This window comes from Salinicoccus sesuvii (assembly GCF_042648145.1).
GTDB lineage: Bacteria > Bacillota > Bacilli > Staphylococcales > Salinicoccaceae > Salinicoccus > Salinicoccus sesuvii.
The window spans coordinates 236,344-248,867 of record NZ_JBHRWV010000007.1 but is presented as its reverse complement, the minus strand read 5'-3'; the positions used below and the strand labels follow the sequence as shown (position 1 = coordinate 248,867).

The following is a 12,524-nucleotide window of genomic DNA, read 5'->3' as shown; positions in this document are numbered from 1 at the left end:
TATGCGTGGCATAATTATATTTCTAGTTTCGACACTCGCTGTAATCATTGGCACTAGTGCGCTCCTATACGAAGGGGAGGGCGAGGTCATTACGATAGGCGCATCGACCGGGCCATACAGTGACATGGTCAACTTTGCTTTAAAACCTGCGCTCGAAGACCAGGGCTATACAGTAGAAATCGTCGAGTACACAGATTACATCCAGCCGAACAATGCACTCAATAACGGTGACCTGGATGCGAACCTGTACCAGAACAAATCCTTCATGACCGATTTCAATGAAGAGAACGGCACAGACTTCATTAACCTTATTCAGGTGCCGACTGCGCCTATGGGGTTATACTCCAGTCAGTTCGACTCGATTGAAGAAATCGCAAACGGCAGCGAAGTAGCATTGCCGCTTGATCCGGTCAATTCATCACGCGGCTTCCATACGCTGGTCGATGCAGGACTCATTGAAATTGCAGAAGACGCTAACATGCTTGCCGTTGAAGAATCTGATATAATCCAAAATAACAAAAACCTTGAGTTCATCTATCAAGATTCAGGACAGTTGCCGCGGAGTGTAGATCAGATTGGTTTGTCTCTGGTGCCTGGCAACTTTGCACTAGCAAGCGGTATGGACCTGGCAGATGCACTTCAGCTTGAGAATATGAATGAAAACTTCAGAAATCAAATCGTCATCAATGCGTCGGATGCGGACAGCAGCCTCGCCGATGATCTGGTAGAAGCAGTGGAATCTGAGCATTTTGCACAGACAATAGATAGTCAGTTCCAGGGATTTGATAAACCGGAGGGACAATAATGGCCAATAGACTCATTGAGAGTATACCTGAAAGCTACTTTAAAACAGCAATGTCAAGCGACTTGACCTCTGGCCCCTTGCCATTGATTAACTTGGCAGTAGGTATACCGGACGGGCGGACACCGGAAGTGATTCTCGAAACAGTTGCAGCATCGGTATATAAGACAGAGAATCAGCGCTACGTGGGTTTCCGCGGGAAGCCGACCTTAAAGGATGAAATCAAAATCTTCTATAAGAAGCACTACGATGTGGACCTCGAAGACCACAATATTGCATTGCTGTATGGTACAAAAAGTGGACTGGTACAGTTTCCGATGACCTTTATCGAACCAGGTGAGGGGGTATTCTTACCAAATCCAGGATACCCGGACTACGCGCCTGGTGTGACACTGGCGCGTGGGGAAACCTACGAACTACCGTTGCTGCCTGAAAATGGCTACCTCCCAGATTACGATATTCTACCAGAGCACGAACTGCAGAATGCGCGATTGATCTATCTAAACTACCCTTCTAATCCGCTTGGCGCGGTAGCAGATAAAGAATTTTTTGATCGCACTGTGGCACGGTTCAAAGGGACACGTACTAAAATTGTTCACGATTTCGCCTATGCTACTTTCGCTTTCGACAACAGACACCCGAGCATACTCGAAAGCGACAAATCGCTTGAGTGTGCTATTGAAATCTATTCGTTGTCGAAAGGATTCAATATGTCAGGCTTTCGCACCGGTTTCGCAGTTGGCAACAAAGAGATGATTGAGGCAATCAATACTTACCAGGACCATACACAGACAGGTATGTGGGGTGTGACGCAGGATGCCTCTGCGGAAGCGCTCAGGAACGAAGCGGACATACTGCCAAGACAGCAGGAGAAATTCAGACGCCGCAGCATTATGGTAACCGAGGCGTTCACCGAAATGGGTATTCCCATCAATCCGATCAAAGGCGGCATATTCGGCTGGATCAAGGTGCCTGAGGGGTATGATGGTGAAACGTTTAGAGATTTTCTCATTCAGGAACTGTCGATGCTTGTCACACCGGGGCTGCCTTTTGGTTCAAGGGGGAGAGCCTACATCCGTATCTCCCTCGCAGTTGAAGATACAGTTCTCGAGGAAACGATATCTAGGTTCCGTCAGGTACAACATTTATGGTAGTAATTTAAAAAACTAAACAAATTTTCAAAAGTACTTGATATTATCATCCATAGCATGTAACATTGTATATAACATAACAGGTCACGAAGTAATGAATGTCTCATGAAGGTGACCTCCGATAGAACAATGCAACATGTTCTAGATATCATATATATTATTATCTTATCTGTTATAGAGAGGCTGCCGCCTCTCTATTTTTGTTTTACATATGCTTATCAGAGTCGTTTGAGTGTGGTATTCTTTTAATCAGACATTAAGGACTAAATGGAGGCGTTGGATTGTGAACAGGCTTTTCAACCGGAATCGTATGCTGATCATTCTGTTTGGCATTATCATTTTAATTTTACTCATCGGGTTTTCCATGTCGAATCGTGACTCTACGACACGTGCGGAACAGTTCACCGCCGATGCAGCAGCGGGATCCCAGATGATCATCAATGCACCATTCGATTTTATCGGGAATTTATTCGGTACAATCTCCCGCAGCTTCAACGCTGTTGAAGAAAATGAAACACTACGGGGACAGCTCGATATGTTGCCGCAGATGCAGGCGGATATCGAACGTTTGGAATCGGAAAATGCCGAGCTCAGGGAAGCGATGGATGTGAGTTCCAAACAGTCGTACGAAAGCATCAATGCACGACTCATCTCACGTTCGCATGATCAGTGGCTGAACAGCTTTACAATTGATAAGGGAGAAACGGATGGGCTTGCTACTGGTATGGCAGTCATGACTCCTGAAGGACTTATCGGTACTGTCACACGGGCCAATGGTGGCACGAGCTTTGTAGAAATGTTGACGACTTCAGTCTCCCAAAACAACCTGTCTGTCGAAATACTGCACGACGGGACGCCCGTCTACGGTAATGTTCAACAGTATGACAGCGATAGAAATCTGTTGGTCATTGAAAATATAAAGAACCGCAGCGGACTTTCAAGCGGGGACGAGGTATACACAAGCGGACTTGTCGGCAATTATCCGGAAGGGCTGCTTGTTGGTACAGTAGTCGAAGTGGAAAATGATGAATATGGTCTGAGCCAAAATGCTTACGTTCAGCTCGCGAGCAATGCGGATGATATCGATGTGGTATTCGTCATCGAAAGAAGTCCAGAATCGATGGAGGAGTAGCATGAGAGTAATCATTACATTTCTCGTCTCTTTCGTGCTCATGTACCTGGACTTTGCATTTGCAAGGTTCAGTCCGATTACGTTAAACGAAGTTGAAGTCTACTTCGTCCCGCGTGCGCTTCTGATGTTCATTCTGTTACTGTCGATCTACACAGGGTATAGAATGAGCATATTGTTCGCAGTTGTTTTCGGTGTGATGCTAGACCTTTACATAGGTTCGGTATATGGTATCCATGCTTTTGGCATGGTCGCCTTTGTTCTGTTCATGCACACCGCATTTCGTGTGTTCTACAAAGACTTTGTGGCCATGGCATTCGTCGTATTGCTGCTTACGCTGCTCTACGATATATACATCTATCTGCTCTACAGTATTCTTGGTCTTGTAGATAAGCCGATATTTGATTATCTGGCACTGCGTGCGGCACCCAGTCTGCTACTGAATGCACTTCTGTTCATAGTTATATTCGTCATCGCTTTGAAAGTTTCTAGGGTAAGAAAAGAGATACTTCCAAAACATTGACACTAATCATGTGCGCTGATATAATGCAATAGTTGGTGATAATGTAGACATCAACCGCTCAATTACAGGTTAAAGTGATGCAAATCCACCTGTAGATGGCGTGTCTTATTTTATATTAGGAGGTGTAAGTATGTTTGCAATTATCGAAACAGGTGGTAAACAGATCAGAGTTGAAGAAGGTCAGACAATCTATGTTGAAAAGCTAAGCGTAGAAGCTGGAGAAGACTTCACTTTTGATAAAGTACTCTTCGTAGGTGGAGAATCCGTCAAAGTCGGTGTACCTACAGTTGAAGGTGCAACTGTATCCGCTACAGTTGAAAAGCACGGCCGCGGCAAGAAAATCGATGTAGTGAAATTCAAGCGTAGAAAGAACTACAAGCGTAAACAAGGTCACCGTCAGCCTTATACAAAGCTGACAGTTGGAAAGATTAACGCGTAATGATTAATGTTCAATTCAATATAAACGATAAAGGACAAGTGACATCCTTTTGGATGGAAGGTCACGCCATGTTCGATGAATATGGTAGAGACATTGTCTGTGCTGGAGCCTCAGCAGTCGTTTTCGGTTCTGTAAATGCCATTTTGAATATGACCGGATCTAACCCGGCACTTGAAATGGATGAAGAATCCGGTGTACTTCGATTCAAAGCGGATGATCCGGATAATGAAAAAATGCAGATACTGCTTGAAGGTATGATTATTTCATTAAAGACGATAGAAGAAGAATATGGCGAACATATTCAATTAAATTTCAAGTGAGGTGAAAGCAATGCTTAAACTGAATCTTCAATTTTTCGCATCCAAAAAAGGTGTAGGCTCAACTAAAAACGGCCGTGATTCCATCTCCAAACGTCTTGGTGCTAAAAGGCAGGATGGTCAGTACGTTACAGGCGGATCTATTCTTTTCCGTCAGCGTGGTACTAAGATCCACCCAGGTGAGAACGTTGGACGTGGAGGAGACGACACACTTTTCGCTAAAATCGACGGCGTTGTAAAATACGAGCGCATCGGTCGCGACAAGAAACGCGTTTCTGTATACAAGGAAGCAAAATAAAGAATTGAGTGGACATCAGCAAAGCTGGTGTCCTTTTTCATTAAATAGGATAAATGGATTATGCTATAATATTAGAGGATAGAGGTGAGACGATGTTTATAGATCAGGTAGACATATACTTGAAAGCCGGTAATGGCGGCAACGGCATTGTTGCTTACAGAAGAGAAAAGTATGTACCACTTGGTGGTCCGGCTGGCGGCGATGGCGGCAACGGTGCGGATATTATTTTCGAAGTCGATGAGGGACTGAGAACACTAATGGACTTCCGCTATCAGCGCCACTTCAAGGCCAAGCATGGGCAAAATGGTATGAGCGCGAATGCGCACGGTAGGAACAGTGAGCCACTCGTACTTAAAGTGCCACCTGGTACGATCGTAAAGCGCAAAGATACTGAGGAAACACTCGCTGATCTTGTGCATCATGGTGCACAGATGGTCATCGCCAAAGGTGGCCGTGGGGGACGTGGAAATTCCAGATTTGCATCATCACGTAATCCAGCCCCGGACTTCGCTGAAAATGGCGAACCAGGTGAGGAATTCGAAGTAACAATGGAGCTCAAACTGCTTGCGGATGTCGGCCTTGTCGGCTTCCCAAGTGTCGGCAAATCAACAATATTGAGTGCAGTATCAAAAGCGAAAGCGAAGACCGGAGATTATCCGTTTACAACAATTAAACCGAATCTCGGTGTTGTACAGACTGGAGATGGCCGTTCATTCGTCATGGCGGATCTTCCAGGACTGATTGAGGGCGCGTCGGAAGGGACGGGTCTTGGTCATCAATTCCTGCGCCATGTAGAACGCACGAAGGTCATTGTTCATGTTATTGACATCAGCGGACTAGAAGGCCGTGATCCAATTGAAGACTACAGAATCATCCGCGAAGAGATGAGACTTTATAATGAAAGTCTGCTGAAACGTCCTGAGATTATTGTGCTCAACAAAGTCGATTTGGTCGAGGATAATGAAATCTTTGAACAATTTAAAAGTGCAATTGGCGAGGACAAGGAAATCCACGAGATTTCGGCAGCCACTCGTCAGAACTTGGATACAGTACTATATCGCGTGGCGGATCTGCTTGAAGAAACACCAGAAACTGAAGAAATCATCGAAGAAACAGACCATCGTGTCATGTATCGGTACGAGAAAGACCCAGATGCTTTCAAGATTTCAAGAGACGATGATGGCGCATTTGTTGTCACAGGTGAAGCCATAGAGCGCATGTTTAAGATGACGGATTTCAACAGAGAAGCTGCCATTAGAAGGTTTGCCAGACAGATGCGCTCCATGGGCATTGATGATGCGCTTCGTGATCGCGGCATACAAACAGGCGACACTGTAAGAATACTTGGTGGAGAATTTGAATTCGTAGAATGATGGTGATTGGATGTATCAGTATATTATCGGTGTATTGAAAGAAGTAGAGCCACAGTATATCACTGTGGAATCAAATGGGGTCGGCTACCTGCTTATGGTGCCGAACCCGTTTCGTTTTGAACGCGAAAATGAACAGCAGATAAAAGTGTATACCGAACTCATCGTGAGGGAGGATAGCCACACATTATATGGTTTCAGAAACAAGGACGAGAAGACTTTGTTCAAGTCTCTGCTTCAAGTCACAGGTATTGGGCCAAAGAGTGCCCTTGCCATCTTAGCAGCAGCAACACCGTCTGAAATCATCGGTGCCATCGAAGCAGAAGATGAAAAATTCATGCAGAAATTCCCGGGTGTTGGAAAGAAAACAGCCAGCCAAATCATTCTCGACTTGAAGGGTAGGCTTGGCGCTGTGGATATCACATCGCACACGCCGGTGCAAAACGACAATAACCACTTCATCAGCGAAGCGATGCTTGCACTTGAGGCACTCGGCTACAGCAGTCGTGAATTGAAACGTATAGAGAAGCAGCTTGGCAAAGAATCTTTCGAATCAGTGGATGCTGCTGTTAAGCTCGGATTGAAATATTTAGTTCAGTAATGAGGTGCTATTATGGATGATCGCATTTTAGACGAAGAAAAACAGCCCTATGAAGAGAATATGGAGATGTCACTGCGTCCGGAATTTTTGAACCAGTACATCGGTCAGCAGACCCTGAAAGATAACTTGACCATTTTCATAGAAGCTGCACGTATCAGAGAAGAGGCGCTCGATCATGTCATTTTGCATGGCCCGCCCGGACTCGGTAAGACCACCCTCTCCAATATCATTGCCAATGAGCTTGGTGTAAACATGCGGACAACGTCAGGTCCTGCCATCGAACGCGCCGGCGATTTGGCAGCCATTCTCTCAGGTCTTGAAGCTGGGGATGTGCTATTCATTGATGAAATCCATCGTCTCCCCCGTGCAGTGGAAGAAATATTGTACTCGGCAATGGAGGATTTCTTCCTTGATGTAGTCATCGGTAAGGGAGAGGAAGCAAGAAACATCCGCATCGATCTGCCACCCTTTACTCTGGTTGGTGCAACAACCCGATTCGGCAGTCTTTCTGCGCCGCTTAGGGACCGATTTGGCGTGCAGCTGAGACTCCAGTACTATGATCTCGAGAGCCTAATCACTATTGTCAATCGTACTGCGGATATTTTTGAAGTGTCAGTCGACCCTGATAGTGCAAGGGAACTTGCTCGCCGTTCACGCGGTACCCCGCGTATTGCCAACCGTCTCCTCAGACGTGTTCGGGACTTCTCCATCGTAAAGAAGGAATCATCCATTACGCTCGAGACGACCAATCATGCCTTGAAGGTACTCGAGGTCGATCCGAGCGGACTGGACCCGATTGACCATAAAATTATGAATACAATCATCAATACGTATAATGGGGGACCAGTAGGTCTTGAAACGGTTGCTGTTTCGATTGGTGAAGAAGTAATTACACTACTTGACGTCTATGAACCGTATCTCATTCAGCAAGGATTTCTTGAACGGACACCGAGAGGAAGAAAAGCGACGGCGAAGAGCTATGACTACTTCAACGGTGACCCAGACATTGATATATTTAGAAATGAGGAATAGTTTTGAAACTCGAAGAATTTGATTTCGATCTGCCTGAATCCCTGATTGCACAGACGCCGCTTCGGGAGCGGGCAGAAAGCAGGTTGCTTGCGCTCAATAAGCGTACAGGCAGCGTGTCTGATACAAAATTTGAAAATATAACAGCTTACCTCAATCCGGGTGATGCACTCGTACTGAACGATACGAAAGTACTGCCTGCGAGGCTTTTTGGTGTGAAAGAAGATACAGGTGCCAAAATAGAAATGCTATTACTCAAACCAATCGAAGGTGGTTACGAAGTGCTGATCCGTCCCGCAAAACGCGTTAAGCCGGGGACCGAAATCGACTTCGGCAACGGTCTCTTAAAAGCGGTATGTACAGACACATTTGATGAAGGTATCAGGCACGTTTCCCTCCATCACGACGGACTCCTTGAAAATGTATTGGATGAACTTGGTGAGATGCCTTTGCCACCCTATATCAAAGAGACGCTTGATGACAAGGATCGGTACCAGACAGTATACGCTAAACATACAGGATCGGCAGCAGCACCGACAGCAGGTCTTCACTTTACAGAAGCACTGCTTGATGAAATCAGGCAGAAGGGTGTACATATCACTTATATCACCCTTCATGTCGGCCTCGGCACATTCCGTCCAGTCAGTGAAGATAATATTGAAGACCACCGCATGCACTCGGAGTTTTATATCATGACCGAAGAGACTGCATCGACACTCAACACCGTCAAAGACAACGGGAGAAAGGTAGTCAGTGTAGGCACAACGAGTACACGAACACTTGAAACGATCATGCGAGATCACGGTGAATTCGTCGAAGCAAGTGGATTTACAGACATATTCATCTATCCGGGCTTCAAATATCAGGCAATTGATGCGCTGATCACGAATTTCCATCTGCCGAAGTCATCGCTGATGATGCTTGTCAGTGCATTCAGCGATAAGGAGACGATTATGAGCGCCTATCGTCATGCGATTAGTGAAGAGTACCGCTTCTTCAGCTTTGGAGATGCAATGATTATATATGAGGATGAAGAATAGATGGCAATCAGATATGAACACATAAAGACATGCAAACAGACAGGCGCACGTATCGGCAAGCTCCATACACCGCATGGCACAATCGATACACCTATCTTTATGCCTGTTGGTACATTGGCGACAGTCAAAACGATGACGCCTGAAGAACTGGCGGATATCGGCAGCCAGATCATTTTAAGCAATACCTACCACCTCTGGTTAAGACCGGGCAGTGACATCATTAGGGAGGCAGGCGGACTTCACAAGTTCATGAACTGGGATAAGCCGATTCTGACCGATTCCGGTGGCTTCCAGGTCTTCAGTCTCAGTGATAGGCGGAAAATCGAAGAGGAAGGTGTCCATTTCAGAAGCCATCTCGATGGGTCCAAACTGTTCTTGAGCCCGGAGAAGGCAATGGATATACAACATGATCTCGGATCCGATATCATGATGGCGTTCGACGAATGTCCACCATTTCCTGCTGAGAAGAAATACGTCAAGGATTCAATCGAGCGGACAACCCGCTGGGCGGAACGTTGCCTTGAGCATCACGTCAAAAGTGGTCATGATAAACATCAGGCGCTGTTTGGTATCGTACAAGGTGGCGAATATAAGGACCTCAGGGCGCAGAGTGCTAAGGATCTCGTCTCTATGGATTTCCCTGGATATTCCATCGGCGGACTGTCTGTCGGCGAGCCGAAACCAATCATGTACCGTGTACTTGAAGAGACGATTCCCTACCTTCCTGAAGACAAACCGCGCTATCTGATGGGTGTCGGTTCGCCCGATGCATTGATTGAAGGTGTCATTCGCGGTGTCGACATGTTCGACTGCGTATTGCCGACTCGTATCGCAAGAAACGGCACAACGATGACTTCAAAGGGGCGCGTCGTTGTTAAAAACAAGAAATTTGAACGTGACTTCACACCACTTGATCCAGCATGTGACTGCTACACATGCCGCAATTATACAAAGGCCTACTTGCGCCATCTGTTTAAAACAGATGAAATTCTCGGTTTGAGACTTACCACTTACCATAACCTATATTTTCTGCTAAAATTGATGGAAGATATTCGAACTGCGATTTTAAATGATCAGTTAATGGATTTTAAAGAAGCATTTTTCGAATCCTACGGATTGAATGTTGAAAATCCGAAAAATTTCTAATAGAGGAGAAGATTTTTAGATGGAATTTATCGTAGGTATCCTGCCGTTTCTGGTAATCATTCTAGTAATGTACTTTTTGATGATTCGTCCGGCACAAAAGAAACAGAAGAACATACAAGATATGCAGGCGAACATGCAAAAGGGTGATGAAATCATCACAATCGGTGGACTACATGGAACTGTTGAGTCTTTCGACCAGAAACATATGTACATCCGTACAGATGCAGCCGGCAGTGCAGTACTTAAATTTGAGCGTGTCGCGCTCAAGGAAATCGTAAAATAGTAGTGCAGAGAGCTGACTCCATGAGTCGGCTCTTTTTTTAATTTTAATTTATCGTGTCAACAGTTATAATTGAAACGTTGAGGATTTCCAAAATAATCGAGGTGTGTTTTTTTGAAAGTAGAAAAGAGTAGAATCATTATCACCATTTTGCTGGTTATCGGCATATTGACGGCTGTCGGTCTGACGGCAAAGGATCTTGTCAAAGACGTCAATCTCGGACTGGACCTGCAAGGTGGGTTTGAAGTACTGTACCAGGTTGAGCCACTTGATGAAGGCGACCAGATCGATGACTCCGCAGTACGGAGTACCGCACAGACACTAGATTCAAGGGTCAATGTACTCGGTGTCTCCGAACCGAATATACAAATAGAGGAAAATAACAGGATCCGCGTCCAGCTTGCCGGGGTTGACGATCAGAACCAAGCCCGCGAGCTACTCAGTACTCAAGCTGAACTGACGATACGGGATGTCGATGATAACGTCCTCCTATCCGGCGGTGATCTGGTGCAGGGTGGTGCCAGCCAGAACTTCGACGAGAGAGGTCAGCCGATGGTCTCTCTGCAACTGAAAGATCCGAGTAAGTTCCGTGATATTACCGAGGAGATTTCACAACGGCCGATTGGTGAGAATCTAATGGTCATATGGATGGATTTCGAGGAAGGCGAAGACAGCTTTGAAGCGGAAATTCAAAAGGAAGACCCGAAATTCATATCTGCTCCGAGTGTTTCGGGGCCAATTAATTCGTCAGACGTCATGATCTCCGGTGGTTTTAACGGAGAGGATGGGCTCGAGCGTGCACAAAATATTTCGGCACTTCTTAATTCCGGCGCACTGCCAGTTAGACTGACTGAAATATACTCCAACTCGGTGGGCGCTCAGTTTGGTGCACAAGCACTCGATGAGACGGTCACTGCCGGTCTGATTGGTGTTGCATTGGTATTCATATTCATGATTGTCTTCTATAGATTACCTGGACTTGTAGCAACAATTACGTTGACCACATACATCTACTTGACGATTCTTGGTTTCAATATGATCAGCGGGGTTCTTACTTTACCTGGTATCGCAGCCCTGATTCTCGGAGTCGGGATGGCAGTCGATGCCAATATCATCATGTACGAACGCATAAAGGATGAACTCCGAATCGGTAGAAACTTAAAGCAAGCCTACAAACGGGCATCCGCCGCATCGCTTTGGACCATCATCGATGCGAATATCACAACGATGATCGCCGGCATTGTACTATTCATCTTCGGCACAAGCAGTGTCAAAGGTTTCGCGACTATGCTGATTTTGTCCATACTGATGAGTTTCATCACCGCTGTGTTCCTAACACGCATCATACTCTCATTACTCATTAGATCAAACTTCTTTAATAAACGACTCAGCTGGTTTGGTGTGAAGGAGTCCGACAGGTTCAATATCAATGAAGGCAAGGACATTGAACATCTATCAACCCCGTGGGACAAACTGGATTTCGTTGGTCACGCAAGAAAATTCTTTGCATTAAGTCTTGTACTCATCTTGGCTGGACTTGTTGTTCTGTCCATATTCAGATTGAATTTGGGTATCGACTTTACATCCGGTACAAGAGCAGATATCCAAACAGATGGCCAAGCAACAGTAGAGCAAGTCGAAGAAGAACTGGTTGCCATGGACATTCCGCCTGACAGCATCACAACTTCAGGGGAGGATATGGTGGTCGCGCGTTATACTGAAGATTTACCACAAGAAGCCGTGACAGAGATGCAAGGTACTTTCGAAGAACAGTTCGGCACTCAGCCGGCAATCAGTACGGTGAGTCCTGTAGTTGGCCGCGAGCTTGCAAGAAATGCTATGATTGCGCTCGCCATCGCATCACTCGGTATCATCGTATATGCTTCCATTCGCTTCGAGTGGCGCATGGCGCTACCAAGCGTATTAGCCTTGATCCATGATGCATTCATCATGATTGCCCTGTTCTCTATATTCAGGTTGGAAGTGGACATCACTTTCATCGCCGCTGCACTGACTATCGTTGGTTACTCGATTAACGATACCATCGTCACATTCGATCGGGTGAGGGAGAACTTGAGAAAGGTTCGAATAATCCATGAGGAATCGGAAATTGATACGATCATCAACCGTTCCCTCAAACAGACCTTGACCCGCTCGGTCAACACGGTACTGACGGTCATCATCGTCGTTCTGTTGCTTGTGTTTATGGGCAGCACTGCCATACTGAACTTCTCGATTGCATTGCTCATCGGTCTCGTGAGCGGTATCTATTCATCGCTCTTCATTGCACTACAGCTGTGGGGGATATTGAAGAAGCGCCAGTTTAGAAAATCAGAAGGTAGCCTGGTTGTTTACGAAGAGAGAAAGAAAGACGACGAAAAAATACTTGTATAATTCTA

14 protein-coding genes and 1 other annotated feature are annotated in these 12,524 nt (G+C 45.8%); all 14 genes read left to right on the top strand.

Translation table 11 applies throughout. The features are described 5' to 3' along the window. The first annotated feature begins 1 nt into the window (after window position 1). The 14 genes from ACFOJ8_RS07040 to secDF all read left to right on the top strand — a co-directional run bounded on the left by ACFOJ8_RS07040 (window position 2) and on the right by secDF (window position 12,519). Complete coding sequence (locus tag ACFOJ8_RS07040) at window positions 2-805, top strand: MetQ/NlpA family ABC transporter substrate-binding protein (RefSeq protein WP_380654494.1); 804 nt, start codon at window positions 2-4, stop codon at window positions 803-805. Then, entirely contained in the window at window positions 805-1,956 is a 1,152-nt protein-coding gene (locus ACFOJ8_RS07035) for an aminotransferase class I/II-fold pyridoxal phosphate-dependent enzyme (protein ID WP_380654491.1), read from the top strand. The genes ACFOJ8_RS07040 and ACFOJ8_RS07035 overlap by 1 nt, the downstream gene beginning before the upstream one ends. A gap of 280 nt (window positions 1,957-2,236) precedes the next feature. Continuing rightward, on the top strand, window positions 2,237-3,085 hold the full coding sequence (mreC, locus tag ACFOJ8_RS07030; protein ID WP_380654488.1) for a rod shape-determining protein MreC: 849 nt from the start codon (window positions 2,237-2,239) through the stop codon (window positions 3,083-3,085). A 1-nt stretch (window position 3,086) separates the two neighbouring features. Continuing rightward, entirely contained in the window at window positions 3,087-3,605 is a 519-nt protein-coding gene (mreD, locus tag ACFOJ8_RS07025; protein WP_380654485.1) for a rod shape-determining protein MreD, read from the top strand. A gap of 42 nt (window positions 3,606-3,647) precedes the next feature. Beyond that, window positions 3,648-3,721: a sequence feature (ribosomal protein L21 leader region), on the top strand. Window positions 3,722-3,735: 14 nt separating this feature from the next. Beyond that, window positions 3,736-4,044 carry a 50S ribosomal protein L21 gene (gene rplU, locus ACFOJ8_RS07020; protein ID WP_380654482.1) on the top strand — a complete coding sequence of 103 codons (309 nt, stop codon included), beginning with the start codon at window positions 3,736-3,738 and terminating at the stop codon, window positions 4,042-4,044. Then, the gene (locus ACFOJ8_RS07015) at window positions 4,044-4,364 is read left to right on the top strand and encodes a ribosomal-processing cysteine protease Prp (RefSeq protein ID WP_380654480.1); all 321 of its coding nucleotides are present in this window, start codon (window positions 4,044-4,046) and stop codon (window positions 4,362-4,364) included. The genes rplU and ACFOJ8_RS07015 overlap by 1 nt, the downstream gene beginning before the upstream one ends. A 10-nt stretch (window positions 4,365-4,374) precedes the next feature. After that, window positions 4,375-4,659: a 50S ribosomal protein L27 gene (gene rpmA / locus ACFOJ8_RS07010; protein ID WP_380654477.1), complete on the top strand. Its 285-nt coding sequence runs from the start codon at window positions 4,375-4,377 to the stop codon at window positions 4,657-4,659. Between the two features lie 92 nt (window positions 4,660-4,751). After that, entirely contained in the window at window positions 4,752-6,032 is a 1,281-nt protein-coding gene (gene obgE / locus ACFOJ8_RS07005; protein WP_380654475.1) for a GTPase ObgE, read from the top strand. A gap of 10 nt (window positions 6,033-6,042) precedes the next feature. Further along, window positions 6,043-6,630, top strand: a complete 588-nt coding sequence (gene ruvA / locus ACFOJ8_RS07000) for a Holliday junction branch migration protein RuvA (RefSeq protein ID WP_380654472.1) — start codon at window positions 6,043-6,045, stop codon at window positions 6,628-6,630. A 12-nt stretch (window positions 6,631-6,642) separates the two neighbouring features. Beyond that, complete coding sequence (ruvB, locus tag ACFOJ8_RS06995; protein ID WP_380654469.1) at window positions 6,643-7,662, top strand: Holliday junction branch migration DNA helicase RuvB; 1,020 nt, start codon at window positions 6,643-6,645, stop codon at window positions 7,660-7,662. A 2-nt stretch (window positions 7,663-7,664) separates the two neighbouring features. After that, window positions 7,665-8,699, top strand: a complete 1,035-nt coding sequence (gene queA, locus ACFOJ8_RS06990; RefSeq protein WP_380654466.1) for a tRNA preQ1(34) S-adenosylmethionine ribosyltransferase-isomerase QueA — start codon at window positions 7,665-7,667, stop codon at window positions 8,697-8,699. Beyond that, window positions 8,700-9,845: a tRNA guanosine(34) transglycosylase Tgt gene (gene tgt, locus ACFOJ8_RS06985; RefSeq protein WP_380654463.1), complete on the top strand. Its 1,146-nt coding sequence runs from the start codon at window positions 8,700-8,702 to the stop codon at window positions 9,843-9,845. 19 nt (window positions 9,846-9,864) lie between these two features. Further along, window positions 9,865-10,128 carry a preprotein translocase subunit YajC gene (yajC, locus tag ACFOJ8_RS06980; RefSeq protein ID WP_380654460.1) on the top strand — a complete coding sequence of 88 codons (264 nt, stop codon included), beginning with the start codon at window positions 9,865-9,867 and terminating at the stop codon, window positions 10,126-10,128. Between the two features lie 111 nt (window positions 10,129-10,239). After that, window positions 10,240-12,519: a protein translocase subunit SecDF gene (secDF, locus tag ACFOJ8_RS06975; protein WP_380654457.1), complete on the top strand. Its 2,280-nt coding sequence runs from the start codon at window positions 10,240-10,242 to the stop codon at window positions 12,517-12,519. Window positions 12,520-12,524 lie beyond the last annotated feature (5 nt).